This window comes from Acinetobacter tianfuensis (genome assembly GCF_003611465.1).
Lineage (GTDB): Bacteria > Pseudomonadota > Gammaproteobacteria > Pseudomonadales > Moraxellaceae > Acinetobacter > Acinetobacter tianfuensis.
The window spans coordinates 1-23201 of the sequence record NZ_RAXV01000034.1; the positions used below are offsets into that span (position 1 = coordinate 1).

A 23201-nucleotide genomic window follows, 5' to 3' on the forward strand; every position below is an offset into this window, starting at 1 on the left:
AACCGATGCTAAAATTTTAAAGCATTTACAAGAAGACTCGCGCATGACCAATGCAGAACTTGCAGAACAAATTGGCATGTCGACCTCACCCTGATGGCGCAGAGTCAAACATCTTGAAGATACTCAAGTGATTAAAGGCTACGGTGTTTTATTAGACCGCAAAAAAATTGGCCAAGGCGTCATGGTGTTTATTCGAGTATCTATTGACAGCCACAGTGAAAAAGAAGCGAAAAAATTTGAAGAACGTGTGACCGAGCTTGAACATGTAGTCGCCTGCTATAGCGTGGGCGGTGATGCTGACTTTTTGCTGCAAGTGGTGTCACCCGACTTAGACACATATGCAGAGTTTTCTATGTCAATTATTCGGCGCTTGCCCGGCATTAAAGAAATGCAGAGTATTTTTGTGCTGAAAGAAATTAAGCCTTTCTTGGGTTACCCGATTCATAGTCAGAAATAAAATACGGGCTGAAGCTCTCTCCCAAAGGGAGAGGGAAATTCATTGTATTTAGCGTGCAAAAGCCCGTTCTAATACTCGCTCTACATCGACCATTTTCGCTTCAATCATACCCACCACACGCCCATGAAATGCACTATAGCGGCTTTGAATAAAGGCATCCGAAACAAAATCAGGGGAATAGCGTTTCAATAAAACCGCTTGCGCCAAGACCGTTAAACGGCTGACCAAACTGCGCCCCATAAACTGTAAGTCTTCAGGCGATTGATGGAACAATCTGAACAAGTCCTGCAATTCAGTTTGCAAAGTTTCATCTGTATTTGCCGTGCTAGCCAAATCTTTAAACAGCACTTCAATGGATTCAGGATCACGCCCAATGGCACGCAGTACATCTAAACACATCACATTGCCCGAACCTTCCCAGATGGTATTCACAGGCGCTTCTTTAAAAATGCGCGCCATGATGCCATTATCAACATAGCCATTGCCGCCAAAGACTTCCATCATCTCACCAGTCAGCTCCACTGCACGCTTACAAATCCAAAACTTAGCGGCTGGGGTCATAATGCGTTTCCATGCCACAGACAAAGCATCATCCGATTCATAGCACTGCGCCAAATGAAAACTCAGCTGCGTCGCCGCTTCACTTTCTAAAGCCAAATCTGCCAAAACTGCACGCATTAAGGGTTGATCAATCAGATGTTTACCAAAAGCCTGACGCTGACGGGTATAAGCAATACATTGCACCAAAGCTTGACGCAGCATGGCGCTCGAACCAACTGAACAGGTCAGACGAGTATAGTTCGCCATTTCAATAATGGTTGGAATGCCACGCCCTGCCTCACCAATCATGATGCCCCATGCATTTTTGAATTCGACTTCCGAGCTTGAATTACTGCGATTCCCGACTTTTTCTTTTAGGCGCTGTACCTGAATATTATTCTTGGTACCATCTTCCAGCCAACGCGGTACAAAGAAGCAGGCCAAGCCATCTTGTTCGGTTTTTGCCACCACCAAATGCGCATCACACATCGGTGCAGAGAAGAACCATTTATGTCCTGTGAGCAAATAAGCCTTGCCTCGTCCTGTTTCTGCCACAGGCACGGCGATGGTTTCATTGGCGCGTACATCCGAACCGCCCTGCTTTTCAGTCATGCCCATACCGAGCCAAATCGACTTTTTCTGCGCAATCGGTACATCGCGTTCATCATATTCTGTCGATAATAATTGAGTGCCAATTTTCGCCCACAATTCAGGTTCTCGTTGGATTAAGGGAATACTGCCCAGCGTCATGGAGTTTGGACATAAGTTACCGCATTCGACCTGACCAGCAAGATAAAAACGTGCGGCCCACTCCACCCATTTCGTTTTGGAATTTGGCTGATTAAACGGATGTGCATGGGTATCAAACTGGCGGTTGAGACCCATCCATTTATGCCATGAAGGATGAAATTCGATAAAGTCAGTACGGCGGCCACGGGCATCAAAGGCATGTAAAATTGGCGTGTGTTTGTTGGCTAAAGCTCCATGCTGAAAGTATTTGCTCGAACCTGCGACTTTACCCATTTCGCATAAAGTCGGCTGATCATGGCTGCCGTAGCGTTTTAAAATTTCATGTAAAACCGTATCACTTGAAAATAAGTTGTAGTTGTCCAGTTCATCAAATTGGTTGCTGATTTGATGCGTCATCCATGGTTGTTCTAATGTATTCATCGTCTATATTTTCCGCTTGTTCTTGTTGGCTTTTCATTTCAGTATAGAGAAAATTTAAAGCATAGTCGTTCGGTTTTCCACGCTTAAAAATATGAAGCATTCAGCCATTCAAATACGGCGTAAGCCACGTCAATCTCGTGCCAAACTGACCCAAGAAGCCTTACAGGACAGTTTTGTTCGGCTTTTGCATGAGCGCCCTGCCAGCCAAATTACCATTCGGGAAATTACCGACCTTGCAGGCGTTGGCTTAGGGACGTTTTATGAGTATTTTTCTAAGAAGGAAGATTTGATTGCGCTGACCATTCATTTGCATGTGAAGCACAATGCGGAAAGCTTAAAAAGTTATGCACAAAGCTTGATCAAGTTATCCACAAATTTGGAGTTTCAGGTGTATTTAGAAAGAATTATTCATTTTCAAATTGAGCAAATTCAAGCACAGCAGTTTTTATGGTCACAGGTATTTTTGCTGGAACGGCAAATTTCAGATATTGAAAGTTACCGTAAGAGCTATGCCATGATGGTGCAAATGTGGCAAAGCATTCTTGCACCGTTTATACAGAATGATAAACAGCTCACGTCGATGGCTTTAAATATGCAACGGGTGTGTTATGGCTTTGTATCGCAGACTTTGTTGATTGAGCCAGAGTTTGGGGATTGGGAAATCTTTGAAATTAATATTATTCAAATGCTAAAATCAACTAATACAAAGCAATTTCAAAATTATACAAGATATTGAGATTAAATAATTTTATGGGGGATTTATGAAACTAAACTATTTTACTTACTGTTTTGAAAGATTCGATGATAAACAACAATTTCGCTGTAATATTCGTGAATTTATTAAAGCTTCTACTTCACCACAAGCCCTACCATTTGCACGAGTAAATAAACATTCTGGAGAAAACCTATATTTACTCCCTGTTCTATCGGGTCTTTATTTATTCGTTCAAACAAAAGATCGAGAAATTATAAAAAAAATTGAACGAAAAGATGACGAAATTAAAGCTCACGAAATTCAGTCTTTACTAACTAAAGATGAAAGCTTAGGTTTTGCTTCATACATATATTTTCATCCTATGATCAATGTATTTGGATTTGCATCCCGAGTACTATCGCCCAAATGTACAGTTTTTCAAACTTTTATTAACAACTTGCTCTTAATGCTTAATATCCGTGACATCAATTTTTTAATACATCCATTAAAAACACAAATTACTAAAGCAGAAGCAATGAAGTTTCCATTTATTGGTACTACACGCGTTTTAGTCAATGGAAATAGTAGCTTTGGACAAAATGTTAAAGAATTTTTGCTAGGCTCCACTAATCAAAATGATCTAGAGATTATTGAAAGTTTTGAAATTATTATTAAACCCTCTCCACGAAAGCCTCTCACTGATACTATAAAACATCAATTAGCTACATTAGATGATGACGGTGTTAAAGGTATTATTTTACGTGCTAAACAAAATTTGGAAGATAATATCAAAGATTATTACATACATCAGGCTGGTGCATTGTACGATGAGATTACCAATACAGAAGAAGAAAAAATATTTAATGAAATTAAAGATAAATTAGAAAACAATAGTGAGTTGGCTGAAAAGGTGTCCGAATATGAACATGAAGTCCCAGAAGGTTCTAATGAACGTATTAATCATTTTAGTCAGCCCGATAATTGGCGTACTGACTGAGCTCATATATTTTCATTATTTGAAAGAAATTATTACTATTAGTTTTTTTACAAATGCTAAAGACCTAGCAACTGCACTTCTCAGCTATGCTATCGCTATGTTTGGTATTGTCGCTATGATAATTACACTAGTTTATGGTCTATCAAAACCAGGTGTAAGTAATTATAGGAAAAAGTTTGGTGTTCAATTTGCTTTGCTTTGGATATTTTGTATTATTTATCTATCACTTACTGGACTATTATCCATTTTAGGATTTGCTAAAATTGATATCATGTATTTATCTATCTTAATAAAAATATTTCTTGTGCTGTTTATATCTAGCTTTATTCAATCAATCATTACTATTTTTATTGGTATAGCAATTTTAATTAACAGCAACAAAGTCGCTTAATAAAAAACCGCCTTTTCAGGCGGTTTTTTTTACATCTCAATGCAAATTATTTCACATCAAAACGGTCTGCATTCATTACTTTCGTCCAAGCTGCAACAAAGTCTTTTACAAACTTCGCTTTGTTGTCATCTTGCGCATACACTTCTGCATACGAACGTAGAATTGAGTTAGAACCAAATACAAGGTCTACACGTGTTGCTGTGTATTTCGTTTCACCTGTTGCACGGCTCACGATGTTGTACGAGTTCTTACCTGTCGGCTTCCAGTTGTAAGCCATATCCGTCAATGTCACGAAGAAATCATTGCTTAATGTGCCGATATTGCCTGTGAATACACCTGCTTTAGAGTCACCGAAGTTCGCGCCAAGCACACGCAAACCGCCTATCAGCACTGTCATTTCAGGAGCCGTTAAACCAAGCAATTGTGCACGGTCTAATAACAGCTCTTCAGGTTGGACTGCATAATCTGCTTTCACAAAGTTGCGGAAGCCGTCCGCTTTAGGCTCTAAATCTTCAAACGAATAAACATCCGTTTGCTCTTGAGCAGCATCACCGCGGCCAGCTGTAAATGGCGCAGTAATGTCTACGCCTGCTGCTTTCGCTGCTGCTTCAACTGCTGCTGTACCGCCCAATACGATTAAATCTGCAATGCTGACTTTCTTGGCAAGACCGGCTTGAATTTCTTCAAGTTTAGCCAATACTTTCGCTAAACGCGCAGGTTCATTGCCTTCCCAGTCTTTTTGCGGCGCAAGGCGGATACGCGCTCCATTTGCGCCGCCGCGGAAGTCCGAACCGCGGAAGGTACGCGCACTATCCCATGCCGTTGCAATCAGTTCAGCAGAAGATAACCCGCTGGCTAAAAGTTTTGCTTTAAGCTCAGCCACTTCAGCATCAGATAAGGTGTAATCTACCGCAGGAATTGGATCCTGCCAGATTAAATCTTCAGCAGGAACGTCAGCACCCAAGTAACGAGATTTTGGCCCCATGTCACGGTGGGTCAATTTAAACCAGCCGCGGGCAAAGGCATCCGCCAATTTGTCAGGGTTCTGATAAAAATCTTCTGCAATTTTGCGGTATACCGGATCGAATTTCAGCGCCATATCGGCATCGGTCATCATTGGGTTACGGCGTACATTGGGATTATGCGCATCAACAGGTTTATCTTCCTCTTTGATGTTCACAGGCTCCCACTGCTTCGCACCCGCAGGGCTTAAAGTTTTTTCCCACTCATAGGTAAATAATAGATAAAGGAATTCGTTATCCCATTTGTCAGGATGCGTGGTCCACGCGCCTTCTAAACCGCTGACCATGGTGTTTGCACCATTGCCTGTACCTTCTGAGTTGTGCCAGCCTAAACCTTGGAATTCAACATCTGCGCCTTCAACATCCGCGCCTAAATTTTCTGCTTTACCATTACCGTGCGCTTTACCAACAGTATGACCACCGACTGTTAATGCAACCGTTTCTTCATCATCCATACCCATACGGTCAAAGGTCACCCGCATATCTTGCGCCGTACGAAGCGGATCTTGAACACCGTCAACACCTTCAGGGTTAACGTAGATGAGGCCCATTTGCACGGCAGAAAGCGGATTTTCTAAAGTTTCACGGTTGTTCACGTCGTCATAACGGTTTTCAGTTTTGTCTAGCCATTGACGCTCTTCACCCCAATAAATGTCTTTTTCCGGGTGCCAGATGTCTTCACGGCCGCCTGCAAAACCAAAAGTTTTTAAGCCCGCAACATCATAAGCAACAGTACCAGCCAAAACGATTAAATCCCCCCAAGACAGTTTGTTGCCGTATTTTTTCTTAATTGGCCAAAGCAGGCGGCGGCCTTTGTCTGTATTGACGTTATCAGGCCAGCTGTTAAGTGGCGCAAAACGCTGGTTGCCTGTGTTTGCACCGCCGCGGCCATCCTGCTTACGGTAAGAACCTGCTAAATGCCATGCCGTACGTACAAACATACCAATATAAGAGCCATAGTCAGAAGGCCACCATTCTTGGCTGCTGTTAATCAGCTCACGAAGGTCAGCTTTAACAGCTTCTAAATCTAAAGACTTGAATGCTTCTGCATAATTAAAGTCGGGGTCTAAAGGATTGGTTTTTTGATCGTGCTGAGAGAGGATGTCTAAATTAAGGGCATTGGGCCACCAAAATGAATTGCTTGTCGTATCTAGCGTGGTCTGTGCACCTGATTGGTGAAATGGGCACTTGCCTTGCGAATTCTGTGTCATTGTGAAGCTCCAAATAATTATGAAGTAATGTTTTGAACCGTATAAATCTTCTATTTCAAATTTAACTTAACCTTTTTAAGTGACAATATGAAGTGAGTTTTACGAATAAAAACAATCGTTTTATTCAATTTAAGCGCTTCAAAATAAATGACATTTTATTTTTCATAGAGTTAGATCTCTGCTTATGAAAAATTCATCTTTAAGCGCGTTTTCTCAATCATTTTTATATTTTTTTATCGGTAAAAAAAGAAAACGTTAAGTTTATGGACTGAAATTAGTGTATTTTTTAAACTCATTTTAAAAATACTGATAAACTAAACAAATAAATAAAATGAAAAGAGTGTGGATGTATGCAAAACGATATCCCAAATATTTTTCAGCAGCATAATATTATTTTATTCGATGCCATCTGCGTACTTTGTAATGGCTGGGCTAAATTTTTAATTAAAAATGATCGGCAGAAAAAATTCAAATTGGCTTCCGTCCAGTCCCCGCTTGGGGAAGCAATTTTAAAACATTATGGTATGTCTACCGAAAATTACACCACCATGGTCGTCATTTTAAAAGGTCAGCGATACCTTGAATCTGCTGCCCTCCTCAAAGTCCTGCAGCGCTTAGGCATGCCTTACTCGCTGCTCAGCGCAGGCTTCATTATTCCCCAAGCAATCCGTGATTTTTTATATCGCCGTGTCGCTCTCAACCGCTATCAGCTATTTGGCACCACAGATTATTGCCTGCTGCCGTCTGCAGAAAATCAGCAGCACTTTTTAGAATATGCCATCCATGACTAAATCAGCCCGGCACATCGTGCTCGGCATTCACTTCAGTCTGGCCGTTTTATGGTTCTATCAAGGTTTAGTACCCAAAATTTTAGTACAAGCGCCTGATGAACTGCGGATTTGGGCACTGCAAGGCGTAACAGAGACTAACGCTGTTATTCTGATGCAGTTATCTGGCTGTGCAGAGATTATTTTTGGCCTGCTGTTCCTGCTATTTCGCCAAAGTCAGCGGTTACATGTGCTGAATATCGCTGGCATGCTGGGACTGAGCGCCCTCATTTTATGGCTTGATCCGCAATATTTTTTGCAGGCTTTTAACCCTTTTGTCATGAACGCTGCCATGACCGCGCTCTCAGTCATTGCCATTGTACTGATCCAAGAAGAAAAGCAATGACTTAAACCGTTAAACGCTTGCCTTCACGGATACAAATAAAAGGATTCATCAGCTTCGAAGACTTCTGACGCGCTTTTTGCAAGTCTTCTTCCGGCTGTTCACGGCTTTCATCTGTCAGCTGGAAAGTGCGGTAGTGAATGGCCAAAGAGCATTTTGCATGCAAGTCTTTATGCGCCTGAAACGCTTCATCTGGGTTCATGTGCAAATAACGCATCAGCAGACGCGGCTCATAAGCGCCAATCGGCAGCAGCGCAATACGCGGCGCACCATATTTGGCATAGATGTCTTTAAAATGCGGTGAATAGCCTGTGTCGCCAGCAAAGAAGCAATGATCCTGACCATTCAGCACAGAAAACCCGCCCCATAAGGCACGGTTCTGATCGCGCAAACCGCGGCCTGAACCATGCTGCGCTGGCGTATAAACCAGTTTCAAATCGCCTAATAAAGAAGACTGCCACCAGTCCATTTCATAAACCTGGAAATGATCTGGCAAATAGAATGCATTGCCCAAACCTGTATAAATAGGCATCGCAAAACGCTCATGCAGCCACGTCAGGCTTGCGATATCCATGTGATCATAATGATTATGGCTCAGCAGCACGGCATGAATTTCTGGAAGCTCCTCCAAAGCAATACCGGCAGGACAAACACGGCGCGGCCCGCTGCCCTGTCTAGGCCCTGCATACTCAGACCAGACAGGATCCGTCAGCAGGTTATAAGGGCCAATTTGAATCAGCACCGTCGCATGGCCGACAAACCACACCTGCCAATCATCTAATTTGGCATTCGGGCGGTTTTGCGGCAAAGAGCGCGAAGCCTGTTCAAATTGCTGATACTCCTTTTTACGGTCTACGCTCCATGTATAAGAACGGCGCTTGAGCATCCATTTTACAAAATTTGAACGCTTATGACTTTCTGGCGGCCGCAGCGCATTCAGAAAATGTTCACCATTAAAATGCTCCGATGCGAGGTAATCAAATATCGGCTGCTGCCAAGTATGCGACCAGCAGCTGGCTGCCGGCAATTGAAAATGCTTTTGTTCTACATCTTGCTTCATGGACATTCAAAGTTCTTCAATTTAAAAAATACGAAATCAGCAGCGCCTCATGCTCACAGTCTGCTTCGACAACATTATTCGCCATTCACGCCAGCTTGACTCATTTAACAGCTGGACAAAGCTTGCCATATTTTCAGAGTCAATCTGTTGCGTTTATGATTCAAAGCGTTTATTGCTTGCATATGCCGCAGCGCTTCGTCATTTTTAAACGCTTACCTAAAAGAAGCAATACGCCTAAATGCTTAGACTGCCTAAAACCCAATTTTCAGCCGAAATTTCACGCAGCTAAGCGAAGTACAGTACATATTCAGCAAAAGTATAAAAATATTTCATGGCCCTGCTGTGCATCACTCCGCATGAATGGTCATTTTCCATAGACCAGAACACCATAGAAAAAGGAGTCGCAGCCCCTTGATGTTTTATTTTGTAAAATACTGTCCGCGCCACTCTTTCCAGAAGTAAAGCACAATACCGAACATCACCGCGCTAATCCCCAATACAGCATTCGCGCTAATATGTTCATGATTTAAAGTCGCGCCCAGAACCAAAGCAATGACTGGCGTCATGACATTACTTAATGACACTGTTGAAGCGGCTAGGCGTTTGATCAGCCAGAAGTAGCACAGCATGGCCACAATGGATGACAGAATCATGGTAAATAAGAAACCGATCATGGCATTGCTGCTTGGCATCTGGGTCGGGAAATGCTGCCAGATAAATGGAATCAGCAGCAGTGAACCCAGTGCAGATACAATGAGTGATCCCGTTGCTTGCGACATCGGTTTCAGCGGCGCATTAATCTGCTTGACCCAAAAAATAGAGCTGATATATGACACCATACTGATCAGCATCAGCACGATGCCCCATGGGTTAACTTTGCTGTCGGCTGAATCAATAAATACATAACTTAAGCCCACAATCGCAATCGCCATGCCCAGCCACTGCAGCCACACCAATCTATGCGTTTTTAAAATCACATGGCCAATAAGACCTGCAATCAGCGGTGAAAAACCGAAAATCAGCGCCATCAAACCTGAGGTTAAATAATTGGCTGCCAGATAAATAAACAGCTGCGCGCCAATCAAATTCAGACTGCCTGCCACGTAACTCTGCATAGACACTTTGTCAAAAGGCAGCGGGCCGCGCATCAGCTTAAGTAAGAATAAAGCAATGATTGAAGCGCCAAAATAGCGAATGATCAGCACCCACATTGGATGTACTTCCGCCACACTCCAGACAATCGCAAGCGGCGTAGCTGCCCAGATCAGCACCAGCAAAGCATAAATACTTGCCGTGATCATCATGGGAGAGGATGAATTTGAACTCATAAACTGCTCAATAAAAATGTATTAGAAAGAATCGAACCAAATTTATGTTCAAATCTGCAATCAACAATACCGGTGGCGGCAAGGATGCCGCCAGATCGTTTGGGGTATAGAGATATACCCTCAAACGATCAAAAAAATTTTGTTACTTTTCATCTTTGAAAAGTAAAACACACCTACGCAATGCCATTAAAAATCACAATGCAAATTGCGGTCATGTCTCAAATAATAAAATAAAACAGCCATAAAAAAGCAGACCTAGGTTGCCCAAGGTCTGCCCTGCTGTAAACTCATAAATAAAGCAAAGTTATTTCACAAGCTTACGAAGATCTTGGCTAAGATCTAAATATTTGTCCGCTTCAAACAATGCATTCTTGCTGATCAGCTTTTTAAGATGACGCATGTCTTTGGCTGCGTTCACAGTGATACCGCCCACGATCACACCGTCGGTCACACCGAACAATACGAAAGAAGATTCCGCACGCTGCTCTGCATTGATTTCACCGCGTACCTGCCATTCGCTGGCTGCCATATCACCTACGAATTGGTAGTTGATGTCTAGCTGATCTGTCCAGAACCAAGCTGGATTTGGCACAGGATGCTCAACACCCATCACATGACGCGCGAAGATGCCTGCTTGAAGGTTGGCATTTTCCCAAGTTTCCACACGGCGGTGGTTACCGCAGTCACGAAGCTGAGTCGCAACATCACCTGCAGCATAGATGTCAGCATTAGACGTTTGGCAGTTTTCATTCACAAGAATGGCAACATTTACGTCTAAGCCAGCATCCGCTGCAAGCTGTGCATTTGGCACAATGCCGATACCATAAATCACTGCATCTGCACGTAAAACTTCGCCATCACCTAAAGTCACAACAACTTCTTCGCCTTCAAGCTTGCAGTCTGCAATTGAAGTGGAAAGACGCACGTCTACCCCTGCAAGGCGCTGCTGTTCAAGCAAGAATTCGCTCAAAATACGTGGCGAAGAACGGCCCATCACCATTGGACCCATTTCAATGACGGTAACGATACAGTCTTTGAAACGAGCCGATGAAGCAAGCTCTAGACCGATTACACCGCCGCCGATCAAGACAATACGCTTACCAGCCTGCAATACAGGAACAAGCGCTTGAGAATCTTCAAGGTTACGCAGTGTATAAACGTGTTTGCCCAAAGCATCGAAGTTTGGCAAACGGCGCGCTGCGCCGCCTGTTGCTAGAAGCAATTTGTCATAAGCAACAAGATCACCGTTTTGAAGTGCAACCGTTTTCGCATCTGCATTGATTTTCACAACGCCATTGCCGCGAATGGTTTCAACACCAAGTTCTGCCAATTTGTCTTCTGACAAAATTTCAATCTTGGTGTCGGAAGGTTTTAGAATCACGTCTTTTGATAATGGCGGACGCTCATAAGGAAGATGCGTTTCATCACCAATTAAAATGATTTTGCCTTCGTATTTGTTGCCGCGAAGTTCTAAAATCGCGCTCGCACCTGCTTGGCCAGCACCTACGATTACAACGGTTTCGATGTTGCTCATGTAAATTAACCTTTTAATTCTGCAGATACGATGCCGAAGCCCGCAATCCACTCGCTAATATCTTCATAGCAGTGAGTTGTCATTTCATACTCACCAAGTTCGCTGAGCGCAGCAAAAGCAGCCATCCATGAACGGACTTCTTGACCGCCACGGCCGCCGTCACGGCGGATTTCTGCCTCTGTCATTGCTTCCAGCGCAACGAAATCAGCATTCTTGAATTTTTCAAGCAATGCGATATCCCATTCAGGACTCAATGGCACAGCAACAGACGTATCGCCTGCAGCCAATTTCTGGCCCACAGCAATAATCTTCGCTTGACGTGCATTACGCGCTTCTGCTGTTGGGTTGCGGCCCGCAATCAGGAACTCTTCCACTTCAGGCGGCACAGCACCCATTTGCGGTGTCGGCGGATCGTGTGAAAGACCGCCAGTCCCCAGCACAAGCACACGCTCATTTTCAAGGTTTAAAGACTGGATAAACTGACCTACAGCACGGCCCAAAGCGATCGTGCGCTTTGTGGTTGGCATCGGTGCTGCAGCGCCATTGATAAATACTGGAATCGTTGGATAACGATCAAGTTTGCCTTCGCATAAAAAATGTAAGGGCTGAGTCACACCATGATCCGCTTGCATACGGTATGAGTATGCAACGTCCACACCTTCATCGAGCACACGGCGAACCATCGCCAAAGCTTTGTCCTCAGGCACATTAATATGGTCATTGTCTTTACCGTAATCCCAGTCGCCTGCAGCTTTGGCACGGATACCCACGCAGAAACTTGGCATCAGGTCATAGAAGAAACCATTGAAATGGTCTGGACCAAACGTGATGATTAAGGTCGGGTCGTAAGCTTTTACTTCAGCAGACAGTGTTTCAAAAGCATCGCGAACTTTTTGCTCTTGAGATTGATCTTGCGGTGAAGCAAATTCCATTAAAGGACTGTGCGATGCACAAATAAGTTTAACGGCCATGAGAGACTCCAAAAAGGAAGGCAGCTAATGCTTAGCTGCCGATAAGTCCATTTAAGACTGGATTTTTATTCGTCAAAGAAACCTGCACGCGGCTGACGCAAGCCGCGAATTCCTAGACCGCATTCTGCATTAATCAGAACACCAGTCAGCGGACGGTTATTTTGACGAGATGCCAAGAGCACGTATGAACCCGTCATTTCTTCCGGCTCAGGCAGGAAGTTCAGCGGCATGCCGCGCGCGATTTTCTCAGGATCACGGGCATCCAGCAGGCCAACATTGTCTTGACCCAAAGATGCAGCGCCTTTGATGTTCACATTCATACCTGACGGAGCAACAGCGTTCACTCGTACTTTAGGCGCAAGCTCATAAGCCAATTCTTTCATAATACCCACACCTGCATGCTTAGATGCAGTGTATACAGGGCCTCCGCCAGCGGAGTACAGTGCCGAATTAGACAAAGTAAATATGATAGAACCTTCAGAAGCGATCAATGCATCCAGCGCAGCTTTAGCGCCAAGGATTAACGACTTGGTGTTAATCCCCATGATTTCATCAAAGGCTTTATCCAGCTGTTCACCGGAAGTATTGACGATATCGGCATAATGATCCCAGATACCGGCATTGCCTACGAAGCAATCCAGCTTGCCAAAACGCTCTACAGTGGCATTTACAGCACGGACATTGTCTTCATAGCTGGCAACATCACCAGCGATTGCAAGAATACGGTCACCGAAATGTTCTTTTAAAGCATCAACTTTAGATTGCGAACGCTGAAGAACCGCAACCTGTGCGCCTTCTTCTAAGAAACGTTCAACTAAAGCCCAGCCTAAACCAGAACCGCCGCCTGTGATTAATGCAACTTCGCCTTGCAGCCAGCCCATGATTACTCTCCTGCCATCTCAACAAATAACGCGCCATCTTCAACAACAACCGGGAATGTTTGAATTGAGTCAGTTGCCGGTAAGCAAAGCGCCTGACCTGTTTTCAAACAAAAACGTGCAGCATGAAGCGGGCACTCTACTGTACCGTCATCCTCAAGGTAGCCTTCAGACATAGACGCGTTGCCGTGTGAGCAGCGGTCATTCATTGCAAAGAACTCACCGCCGTTGTTGAATACTGCAAGCGCATCAATACCGTTTACGCCGCAATCTACTTTCAATGCTTCGCCTTCGTCTAATTCATCAACTTGGCAAACAAAAATTTTATTCATTAGAAGAATACACTCAGGTTATGTGAGTTATACGTCACTTGATCAAGCACGATCTTACGGTTGAAGATCTGGAAGCCTAAGCCGCCTTCAACTTTACGGATCTTGTCATGACGCTTACCGCAGTAAATCGTTACGTCTTTCTCTTTTTGCGTACGGTATAACAAATATGTTACGTACACATCGTATTCGCCCTCTGTCTCAGCAGCTTCTACAATCACGTTGCTCACCATGTGAGTTGTACGCGACGGAGGCTCTTCAGCCCAAGCCATGCCTGTTTCAAGACGGGCAACACGGCGCTCTAAAAGATCTTTCGAGTCGTTGAACACCCAAGTTGTAGGCGGTTCAACTGAACGGCGGCGGTCACGGGTTTGTGCATTTGGCGTTGTACGCAGCGTATAAGAAATATCTTCCGCCAACACAGCCAGCCAATCGCGGAATTTCCAGTCATCAAGAAGCTTTGCTTCTTGATAAAGGAACTGACTAATTTGGTGATGAAGTTCTAAACTCACTTGACTCATTTCATAAGCTCCTTCTCGTATTCGTCAGCCGCTGCTTCAACGTCTTCCCATTTTTCATGAATCAATAGATCTGCCCAGCGGCGGTACATGCCGCGCGCTGCAGTTTCAGAGAAAATATAGTTGGTGATACCAGGGATACCGTCTTCACGTACTTTCTCGTTGCCTTTACCCATTTCCATAATGAGTTTGTTTTGACGCGCTTTATAGCCGCGTAAAACTTTTTGAATCTCAATCCAGTTTTCAGAGTCATCTTGCTCTAGGAAACCAGCTGGACCGAAGGCGCGCGTTGCCGAACGCTCAAATGCTTCTTTCACTTCTTGAGATGCTTCAGCGTCTGCAATACAGAATGCCCACACTTCAGTTTTATTTGGACCGCGCGGGTGCCATACGCGAAGTGTCGCCGTACCGTTCAGCCAAGACAGTGTCGGGAACATGGTGTTGTGACCTGCAAGACGCAGTGCGCGCACTTCACCCAAACGCTCTTTAACTTCTTCATAAGTTTCACGGAAGTAGTTTGCAACTTCACCGTCAACCCATACGTTCGCATCTGGTTTTTCTGTAAAGAAGAAACCTGAACCATGGCCGCGTGAACCGTATTGAAGCGCATCTTTCGCTGTTTCCCATACTGGACGAGCCGTTTGCGCAGCGCCTAGTTTTTTAGATGCTTCGTCGTCTGGTTTTGCGCCAAGCACTTGAATCGCAGAAGCGTGAGAGAACAAGGCATGGTATTGGTCAGAAGCGAACTGTTCCGCTGCAAATTTCCAGTTACAGTCGATTTCCCACTTGTGCACACCGCCGATGATTTCTGTACCGCCTGGACGACGATCCAGAACACCATCTAAATACCACGCGATATCGCCCATGTATTCTTCTAGGTCAGGCGTTGTTTCATCCCAGCAAGCAAATACTAAACCTTTGTATGATTTAACACGGTTGACTTCAATCAGGCCCCATTGCTCTTTGCAAGCGCCGTGCGGATAAGCGCGCTCTTCAAGCGGAATATCTTTGAGTGAACCGTCAATGCCGTATGACCAGCCGTGGTACGGGCAAGTAAACGCACGGGTATTGCCGCAGTCTGCAAAGCTTACGCGCATAGAACGGTGACGGCATTGGTTTAAAAATGCTTTGATTGAACCGTCTTTTTGGCGCGCCACAATAATCGGATCTTCACCCATATAGGTATTGAAGAAATCACCAGCCTTAGGAATTTGGCTTTCATGGCATAGGAATAACCAAGTACGACCAAATACGCGCTCTAGCTCAAGCTCGTAGATGTCAGGATTAGTATAGATAGATGGCGTGATACGTCCATTTTGTGCATCGACTAAAGCATCGATTTCGCACACATCAATTTTTCCACTCATGAAAAGCTCTCCTGTGACCAGCAATGGCACAAAGTAAATAGACTCAACTTTTCAACGATGATGGATTTTTGGCAGGTTTTGGTGAAATATTTTTTTTGTTTTAATTAAGAGATTTTAGAGATTATTAATCGGGTTATTCCTTATATTAAAACACCAAGGAAAGGCTGTAGACCATTTACTTCCTAAATGGCAAAATAATCTGCACGCCATAGTTGATTATAGATTATACTGACTCGAACTCATAGTAAGACATTTTTTGGATTACTCCTAGGCTGAATATATGGAATTACGACACCTTCGCTACTTTATTACCGTTGCTGAAGAATTGAACTTCAGTAAAGCTGCTTTAAAACTTTATACCGCTCAGCCTTCGCTCAGCCAGCAAATTAAGGACCTGGAAGAAGACGTAGGCGTACAGCTGCTTCACCGCACCAAGCGTAAAGTAGAACTGACTGAAGAAGGCGCCGTATTTCTAGAACAAGCCCGCTTAACCCTTGCGCAAGCCGACAAAGCCATTGCGATGGCGCGTCAGGTTTCACAAGCTAAACAGCAAATGCTGCGCATTGGCTTTGTGCCTGTTGCAGAGATGAAAATCTTCCCGTATGTCTTGCCAAACCTGCGTGTACAGAACCCTGACCTCAAAATTGAACTGCTAAGCCTCAACAATATTGAGCAAATGAAATTGCTGAAAAAAGGTGAGCTCGATATCACCTTTACCCGCCATAATTTCAACAGTGACGAAATTGAAAGCCAGTTTGTGCTGCGCGAACCCTTGCTGTTTATTTTGCCAAAAGACCACCCGCTGGCAAAACATGAGAGAATCCCCGTTAAAGCATTGAATGGTATAGATTTTATTATCCCAGCGGCTGAACAGTCACTAACCCTGCACAACACAATTTTAGACTTTGCGAAAACCAATAATATCGAATTCAATATTGTTCAAAAAGCGGATAATATTCTATTTAATATCAACTCGATCGGCATGGGCCTAGGCTGTACAATTCTGCCGGGCTATATTGCGCCGCTGACCATGAACAATACGGTCATCCGTCCGCTGGATATCGAGCTGCCATATTTGGACCTATACGTCAGCTGGCGTAAAAACAGTGAATCCGTCGCAGTCAATAAATTTATGGAATTGCTGACACGCGTATTTTATTTAGATATTACACGTGACTAGCCCCAATCCACTCAAACGTTTGTATTAAAATTAAACAGCACCATTATTTCCTTGGTAAATAATGGTGCTTTTTTATGCGCAAAAAGTTTATTTTTCACTCATTCCAGACTTAAGTATGAGTCTATTTAAGTCATTGCCGATCTTTTTTTCCAATAACAGTCATGCAAATTTTTACTGCCGCCGGCTTTCAAAAATATCAAAGCATTCAAATTACAACTTAAGTCTAATACTTGAACCTTATGCTCTTCCCATTTTTGAGCCGCTCATTCTGCAGCAAATGAAAGATTTTCTGAATATATTTTAAAATACATGATAATAATACTCATTTAATTATACCGCTTTATTTTTAAGCTAAAAAAAGGGATGCCGCAGCATCCCTTTTATCTAACAATGATAATGTTTATTCAACACCATGAACCGCTAAGTAGTTTTTAATGACTGTATTAAATTCATCAGCTTTTTCAACTTGAGACCAATGGCCGCATTGGCTGAAAATGTGCGCATCAGCATTTGGAACAATATTTAAAATGTCCCAAGTCCGTGAAACTGGGATCACCACGTCTTGCGTACCGTGAATCAAAAGTACAGGCACAGTGATTTCTTTCATTTTTTCGAAGTCTAACGGGAATTCGAAACGGTCACGGTCACGTGCGCCCACAACATCCATCAAACGGTTTGATGCATAGTCATTTGCAGCAGATGCAAAGCGTACTTTTACCAATTCATCAGTGATCAAATCTTTGTTCACAACAAACATAGATAATGTTTTCTTGATGCCTTCTTCTGTTAATACCGGATTTGCATGTGCTTTAAGCGCTGCTGTTTGTTTCGCGCCGCCAGTCCCCATAGACACGATACCCAATACACGCTCAGGATAATCCAGCGCCATTTGAAAAGCTAACCAGCCGCCTAGTGAGTTGCCCACTAACCATGTTTTTTCAATGCCAAGCGCATCTAAAGTACGTACAGCATGATCCACCCAAGCGCGGATACCGTAAGCTGTATTTGGCGCAACAACAGTTTGGCCATAGCCAATCGTGTCAATTGCGATGCAGCGCGCCTGCTCGCCAATTTGCGGCAAATTCAGCCACCAGTTTGCAGCTGCAGATACACCCGTACCTGAACCGTGCAAGAATAGAATTGGAGTACCTTCACCAATTTCGTGATAGTGAGTGAGCTCACCTTCAGCTGTTTCAATCCATTTATCTTCTAAACCGAAAAATGAATCAGTTGTGTATTCAGGGATTTGAACTGTGCTCATACATACTCCTCGTACAGCGTAGCGCTTGCGTTTTCATCCGATCCAGATTTAAACGCTAATGGATTAAACATTTTTGTGTTTGACTCAATCATATTAACCGCTATCGCATGCCTAACTGATACAAAATTACGATCATAAACAACATATTAAATATAATTTATCCTTTTGTTTTAAAACAGTTTTTTAAAACAAATACCCTTAGTTTCTGTCAGGTATTTTCCAGCCAAATACATTTGGCAAAAAAAGCAGCTGTGTACAGCTGCTTTTTTATATAAGTTTCCGCAAATTAGAACTTATAGTTATAAGTTACAGCAGTACGGTATTCTTTTAAGTCTGATTTATAGTCAAAGTCTGCATCAATATACATTGCCTGCACACCTAAACCTTTCAGCTTGCCCTCTGGAACGGTGTAATTCACAATTAAATTCAGCTCATCTGAATCTTGATCTTTCTTACCATTGGTCTCAGCATCTTGACCCAGCATGTAAACCGCAGTCGCATTTAAACCTTTAGCACCCATTTCAGAGAAATCATAGCCATAGGTTAAGCCATACGATTTTTCATTTTTTGCCGTGAATGTCGCAACACCCCAGTTCACTAAATAAGGCTGCGGCACCCAGCCGCCCAAAGTCGGGAATGCTGAATCGCCAAACATTTGTTGATAACCTAGCCCTACTGTGTGCGCGCCATAATTTAATTTTGCACCGACAGAGAGTGCTTGGTTATCAATTTCGCCATACAGCTTGTCGCCAGACTCTGAGTTATCGAAGTAACGGATATGGCTGTCTAGTTTGGCTTTTTCACCCAGCTTAGTTTTGTAGTTTACGCCTGCATAATGCTGCTGATAAATATCTTGAACATCTGCATACCAGTAGCTGCCGCCAATTTCAGGTGTGAATTGATGGTCTACACCTGCAATCCACATACCGTCTGCTGCAGGGCCATTATCATAAAAGTTTTTACCTTTCGCAGGCGCAAACAGCGTCAAATCACGGAATTGGTTGTCATAACGGTTATTGATGCTGTCGATGTACGCCAAAGTCAGCTTCGTGTCTTTAATGTCTTTAGACTCTAGCCAAGCACCGCCAAAAGTCGTTAAAAGCTGACGCGATGGATCAAATACCAGCACTGGAGATACTGGAAGCAGTTCACCTACTTTTAATTCAGTTTGTGACACTTTTGCTTTTAATGTCGCGCCGGCTTTACCGAAATTATCTTTTGACTCTTTGCCGTTATGCGGCAAGATGAAATCTGCGTTTTTATCACGTGCATTTAATTTAAATGCATGCTGCACCAAAAGGTCTGCACCGACTTGAATACCCGCGCCAATATCGTGATAGCCAGACTTTGCATCCAAAGTCACGCCCTGTGTCCAAGAACCCCAGTTATTTTGCGGCGCATCCGCAATTTGACGGTCTAAATAGAAATTTTTTAATTTCAATTGAACCTGACTGTCGTCAATAAAATCTGCATAAGTTGCAGCTGTTCCCAAGGTTGCTGTCACAGCAATAATTGCTTTCCATAAATTTTGACGACGCATGGCTCTCTTCCTAAATCATCAGATTAAGCTATGGCGCTATCATGCTGAACAATACGCTTTGGAGAAATCAGACCACAGTATTAAGTATTTTCGACGAAGATACTCAGCCGATAACCCTGATGATTTTGCATGCTTTTTTTTAGAGCTTTCAGCAATAACCATTTTTTCAATAGTTTACCAAACAATAAAAACAAGCAAATGATTTTAAATATTTAATATCTATTTTCATATTTTTTTATTTATATTTTCACTCTACTTATTGCTTTTAAGTTTAATACCTTAAAAAAAGGCTGGCGTTTTTCATTAAAACCCATATCTAAAACAAATTATTCAATACTTGAAAACTATCAATATCAAATATTTAGAATAAATTTTCCCTCATTTTTATATGCTTTTTATTGATCACCGCCCATCTTCAGATCCAGCTGCCGCATACCAGCCTAATCTTTCAATAGCGCGGCTGTGGCAAATAAAAGAAAAACGCCATACAAGATAAACTGCCTTTTGTACAAAACGGAAAAAGCACCCCAAATGGAGTGCTTTTATTGAATCAAACTTAAAAATTAAGCTTGCAATTCACGCGCTTTAGACATGGTTAACGCTAAATCTTCAATCATGTCTTCCTGACCGCCAACAGTACCGCGGCGGCCAAGTTCTAATAAGATTTCACGAGCTGATACACCATATTTCGCTTCAGCACGTTTTGCGAACAATAGGAATGATGAGTAAACACCTGCATAGCCTAAAGTTGCTGCATCACGGTCAGCACGAATTGGGTTGTGCATCATTGGAATAACCAAATCTTCAGCAATATCTTGTACTTTGAACAAGTCTACGCCAGTTTCCATTTGCATACGGTTTGCAACAGCTACAAATAGCTCAAGCGGCGTATTGCCTGCGCCTGCACCCAAACCTGCAGATGCTAAGTCGACACGAATTGCGCCAGCTTCCACAGCTGCAACAGTATTTGCTACACCCATACCTAAGTTATGGTGGCCGTGGAAACCAATTTCGATATTTGAATCTAGATTTTGACGTAAAGCGCCAACGCGGTCTTTCACATCTTGCGGAAGCATATAACCTGCAGAGTCAGTCACATAGATACAGTTTGCACCGTAAGAGACCATCTTTTTCGCTTCTTCTAAAAGACGCTCAGGAGAAGCCATGTGCGCCATCATTAAGAAGCCCACAGTGTCCATACCCAACTTGCGCGCAGCTGTAATGTGCTGTTCAGAACAGTCCGCTTCCGTTGAATGCGTTGCTACACGAATGGTTGATACACCAATTTCATGCGCCATTTTTAAATGGTCAACCGTACCGATACCCGGTAACAGCAGTGCAGTTACTTTGGCATTTTTCATACGCGGCACAACTGCAGACAAATACTCTTCATCTGTTGCCGCTGCAAAACCGTAGTTGACTGAGTTGCCGCCAAGGCCATCACCATGTGTCACCTCAATTAAAGGCACACCTGCTTCATCCAAAGCAGTTGAAATGGCAATCATTTGCTCAACAGTGGTTTGATGGCGCTGCGGGTGCATGCCATCACGCAGTGTCATATCATTAATAATCACTTTAGACATGGTGTGCTCCTTAAGCTTCAGCAACTTGTGATGCAATTAAACGCTCTGCAAACATTTCTGCAGTACGCGCCGCAGCAGCCGTCATAATATCGAGGTTACCCGCATATTTAGGCAGGAAGTCACCCAAACCTTCTACTTCTAAGAAGATTGATACACGGTTGCCGTCAAAAATAGGACCATTGACAAGCTTGTAGCCTGGTACATATTTTTGAACTTGCGCAAGCATTGCATGAACTGCCTCAATAATCGCTGCTTGATCAGGCTCACCTTCAACCAAGCAATGCACTGTGTCACGCATGTATACTGGCGGCTCAGCAGGGTTAATAATGATGATGGCTTTACCTTGTTTTGCACCGCCCACTTTTTCAATGGCGCTTGCTGTTGTACGGGTAAATTCATCAATATTTTTACGTGTACCTGGACCAATAGATTTTGTTGATGCTGTCGCGATGATTTCGCCATAGTTCACTGGCTGAACACTAGCAATAGCAGCAATCATTGGAATCGTTGCCTGACCGCCGCATGTCACCATATTTACGTTTGGCACTTCACCTTGTGCAAGCAATGCTTCAAGGTTTACAGGCGGTACGCAGAATGGACCAATTGCAGCAGGCGTTAAGTCAATCATGAGCACGCCAAGTTCGTTTAACTTGCGGCTGTTTTCAGCATGTACATAAGCTGAAGTTGCATCAAATGCAATTTTGATATCATCTGCAATCACGTGCGGAAGCAAACCGTCTACGCCTTCAGCCGTGGTTTTCAAACCCATTTTTGCAGCACGGGCAAGACCTTCAGAAGTCGGGTCAATACCAACCATCCAAACTGGCTCTAACCATTCGCTGCGCTGAAGTTTGTAAAGCAAATCAGTACCGATGTTACCTGGACCGATCATTGCACATTTAATCTTTTTCATTAACGTACTCTCTAAAAATTTTGCTCAGGCAGGATCTTATGCAGCAGCAAATGCAGCTGTTACTGAACCAAAGCCTTCAATTTCAACCACGAATTCATCACCGGCATTTGCCACAACCATTGGACCTAAAGCACCAGTCAAAATGATGTCGCCTTTGAGCAATGGACGGCCGCGGCGCACCATTTCGTCAGCCAGCCAAATTGCAGCATTCAGCGGGTTAGCCAAACATGCTTTGCCTACCCCTTGAGATACAACTTCGCCTGCGCGGGTCATGGTCATTTTGCAATTTACAAGATCAAGGTTTTCAAGTTTTACAGGACGTGAACCCAAAACAAATGCAGCGCTTGATGCGTTATCAGCAACGGTATCAATCAAAGAGATTTTCCAGTTTTCGATACGGCTATCTACGACTTCTACAGCAGGAAGCGCATAATCCGCCGCGCTGATAATGTCTGCATAAGTGTGTTTTTCTTTGGTTAAATCTTCTTTGATCACCAAAGCGATTTCTGCTTCAACTTTAGGCTGAATCAAAAGGCCTGCTGGAATCGCTTCGCCATCGCCATAAGACATGTCGGCAAACAGCATGCCGAAATCAGGCTGATCGACACCCAGCTGCGCTTGAACAACTTTAGACGTTAAGCCAATTTTACGGCCTACAAGACGGCGGCCTTCTTTTAATGCGCGCTCAGTATTTACTTCTTGAACAGCATAAGCGATATCTACGTCAGCAGCTTCACCGCCAAGCTCTGGGCGGATTGGCGCAATCGCAGCTTGATTTACTTCAGCATCGCGAAGCGCTTGTGCAACGGATTCAACAACAGCAGAATTCGACATCAATGTTTCCTTGAACTGCAAAATTTGGACTTACAGCGCTATCTGTGAAAATGTAAAAGAACATTTATTTGAACGAAAAGATCAGCTCAATTTACGCAGCGCCTCCCAATACGAAGGCATTTCAACAGAAAACGCGAATATGAATACACTGATTTAGAATCGAGATTTTGAGGTTTAAACGCCAATACTTATTTTATTTATAACAATAGCTAATTCCTATAAATTAACTCGGATTTATTATTTAAAAACAAAA

General features: G+C 43.4%; 21 protein-coding genes and 1 pseudogene. 7 read left to right on the plus strand and 15 right to left on the minus strand.

The features are described 5' to 3' along the window. A pseudogene (locus tag D7V32_RS13635) lies at window positions 1-457 on the plus strand (Lrp/AsnC family transcriptional regulator); the annotation flags it as partial. Window positions 458-505: 48 nt separating this feature from the next. Here the strand turns inward: D7V32_RS13635 and D7V32_RS13640 are convergent. Next, window positions 506-2167, minus strand: a complete 1662-nt coding sequence (locus D7V32_RS13640; RefSeq protein ID WP_120403395.1) for an acyl-CoA dehydrogenase family protein — start codon at window positions 2165-2167, stop codon at window positions 506-508. Between the two features lie 91 nt (window positions 2168-2258). Between D7V32_RS13640 and D7V32_RS13645 the strand changes: the two genes are divergently transcribed. Genes D7V32_RS13645 through D7V32_RS13655 form a run of 3 tightly spaced genes read left to right on the plus strand, consistent with a single transcriptional unit; the run spans window position 2259 to window position 4249 of the window. Further along, a complete protein-coding gene (locus D7V32_RS13645) occupies window positions 2259-2903 on the plus strand; it encodes a TetR/AcrR family transcriptional regulator (RefSeq protein WP_120403396.1) in 645 nt (214 codons plus the stop codon). A 25-nt stretch (window positions 2904-2928) separates the two neighbouring features. Beyond that, a complete protein-coding gene (locus tag D7V32_RS13650; protein WP_120403397.1) occupies window positions 2929-3858 on the plus strand; it encodes a hypothetical protein in 930 nt (309 codons plus the stop codon). Then, window positions 3809-4249 carry a hypothetical protein gene (locus D7V32_RS13655; protein WP_228200220.1) on the plus strand — a complete coding sequence of 147 codons (441 nt, stop codon included), beginning with the start codon at window positions 3809-3811 and terminating at the stop codon, window positions 4247-4249. The genes D7V32_RS13650 and D7V32_RS13655 overlap by 50 nt, the downstream gene beginning before the upstream one ends. Window positions 4250-4295: 46 nt before the next feature. Here the strand turns inward: D7V32_RS13655 and katG are convergent, their stop codons facing one another. After that, window positions 4296-6482, minus strand: coding sequence for a catalase/peroxidase HPI (gene katG, locus D7V32_RS13660; RefSeq protein WP_120403398.1), 2187 nt, complete (start codon window positions 6480-6482; stop codon window positions 4296-4298). Window positions 6483-6832: 350 nt separating this feature from the next. Here katG and D7V32_RS13665 point away from each other — a divergent pair, with 350 nt between their 5' ends. Both D7V32_RS13665 and D7V32_RS13670 read left to right on the plus strand, forming a co-directional pair. Further along, window positions 6833-7273 carry a thiol-disulfide oxidoreductase DCC family protein gene (locus tag D7V32_RS13665; protein WP_120403399.1) on the plus strand — a complete coding sequence of 147 codons (441 nt, stop codon included), beginning with the start codon at window positions 6833-6835 and terminating at the stop codon, window positions 7271-7273. Then, window positions 7266-7655: a DoxX-like family protein gene (locus D7V32_RS13670; protein ID WP_120403400.1), complete on the plus strand. Its 390-nt coding sequence runs from the start codon at window positions 7266-7268 to the stop codon at window positions 7653-7655. The genes D7V32_RS13665 and D7V32_RS13670 overlap by 8 nt, the downstream gene beginning before the upstream one ends. 1 nt (window position 7656) lies before the next feature. On the opposite strand, the gene D7V32_RS13675 is transcribed toward D7V32_RS13670, so the two are convergent. The 8 genes from D7V32_RS13675 to hcaE form a co-directional block, all read right to left on the minus strand. Next, window positions 7657-8712 (minus strand): MBL fold metallo-hydrolase, encoded by a 1056-nt coding sequence (locus tag D7V32_RS13675; protein ID WP_120403401.1) that lies wholly within the window; start codon window positions 8710-8712, stop codon window positions 7657-7659. A 419-nt stretch (window positions 8713-9131) separates the two neighbouring features. After that, the gene (locus tag D7V32_RS13680) at window positions 9132-10040 is read right to left on the minus strand and encodes a DMT family transporter (RefSeq protein WP_120403402.1); all 909 of its coding nucleotides are present in this window, start codon (window positions 10038-10040) and stop codon (window positions 9132-9134) included. A gap of 304 nt (window positions 10041-10344) precedes the next feature. Then, window positions 10345-11574: a 3-phenylpropionate/cinnamic acid dioxygenase ferredoxin--NAD(+) reductase subunit gene (gene hcaD, locus D7V32_RS13685; RefSeq protein WP_120403403.1), complete on the minus strand. Its 1230-nt coding sequence runs from the start codon at window positions 11572-11574 to the stop codon at window positions 10345-10347. A gap of 5 nt (window positions 11575-11579) precedes the next feature. Then, the gene (locus tag D7V32_RS13690; RefSeq protein ID WP_120403404.1) at window positions 11580-12545 is read right to left on the minus strand and encodes a 3-carboxyethylcatechol 2,3-dioxygenase; all 966 of its coding nucleotides are present in this window, start codon (window positions 12543-12545) and stop codon (window positions 11580-11582) included. Between the two features lie 65 nt (window positions 12546-12610). Next, entirely contained in the window at window positions 12611-13426 is an 816-nt protein-coding gene (gene hcaB, locus D7V32_RS13695; protein ID WP_120403405.1) for a 3-phenylpropionate-dihydrodiol/cinnamic acid-dihydrodiol dehydrogenase, read from the minus strand. 2 nt (window positions 13427-13428) lie between these two features. Next, window positions 13429-13755, minus strand: a complete 327-nt coding sequence (gene hcaC / locus D7V32_RS13700) for a 3-phenylpropionate/cinnamic acid dioxygenase ferredoxin subunit (protein WP_120403406.1) — start codon at window positions 13753-13755, stop codon at window positions 13429-13431. Further along, window positions 13755-14273, minus strand: coding sequence for a 3-phenylpropionate/cinnamic acid dioxygenase subunit beta (hcaF, locus tag D7V32_RS13705; RefSeq protein ID WP_120403407.1), 519 nt, complete (start codon window positions 14271-14273; stop codon window positions 13755-13757). The genes hcaC and hcaF overlap by 1 nt, the downstream gene beginning before the upstream one ends. Next, complete coding sequence (hcaE, locus tag D7V32_RS13710) at window positions 14270-15637, minus strand: 3-phenylpropionate/cinnamic acid dioxygenase subunit alpha (RefSeq protein ID WP_120403408.1); 1368 nt, start codon at window positions 15635-15637, stop codon at window positions 14270-14272. The genes hcaF and hcaE overlap by 4 nt, the downstream gene beginning before the upstream one ends. 280 nt (window positions 15638-15917) lie before the next feature. On the opposite strand from hcaE, the gene hcaR reads away from it, so the two are divergent. Continuing rightward, window positions 15918-16817: a DNA-binding transcriptional regulator HcaR gene (hcaR, locus tag D7V32_RS13715; protein ID WP_120403409.1), complete on the plus strand. Its 900-nt coding sequence runs from the start codon at window positions 15918-15920 to the stop codon at window positions 16815-16817. A gap of 400 nt (window positions 16818-17217) precedes the next feature. On the opposite strand, the gene D7V32_RS13725 is transcribed toward hcaR, so the two are convergent. The 5 genes from D7V32_RS13725 to D7V32_RS13750 form a co-directional block, all read right to left on the minus strand. Next, window positions 17218-18078 (minus strand): alpha/beta fold hydrolase, encoded by an 861-nt coding sequence (locus D7V32_RS13725; RefSeq protein ID WP_120403411.1) that lies wholly within the window; start codon window positions 18076-18078, stop codon window positions 17218-17220. Window positions 18079-18364: 286 nt separating this feature from the next. Then, a complete protein-coding gene (locus tag D7V32_RS13730; protein WP_120403412.1) occupies window positions 18365-19618 on the minus strand; it encodes an OprD family outer membrane porin in 1254 nt (417 codons plus the stop codon). 563 nt (window positions 19619-20181) lie between these two features. Further along, window positions 20182-21201, minus strand: a complete 1020-nt coding sequence (gene dmpG / locus D7V32_RS13740) for a 4-hydroxy-2-oxovalerate aldolase (protein ID WP_120403414.1) — start codon at window positions 21199-21201, stop codon at window positions 20182-20184. A gap of 10 nt (window positions 21202-21211) precedes the next feature. Further along, the gene (locus tag D7V32_RS13745; RefSeq protein WP_120403415.1) at window positions 21212-22114 is read right to left on the minus strand and encodes an acetaldehyde dehydrogenase (acetylating); all 903 of its coding nucleotides are present in this window, start codon (window positions 22112-22114) and stop codon (window positions 21212-21214) included. Between the two features lie 36 nt (window positions 22115-22150). Continuing rightward, on the minus strand, window positions 22151-22948 hold the full coding sequence (locus tag D7V32_RS13750) for a fumarylacetoacetate hydrolase family protein (protein WP_120403416.1): 798 nt from the start codon (window positions 22946-22948) through the stop codon (window positions 22151-22153). Between the last annotated feature and the right edge of the window lie 253 nt (window positions 22949-23201).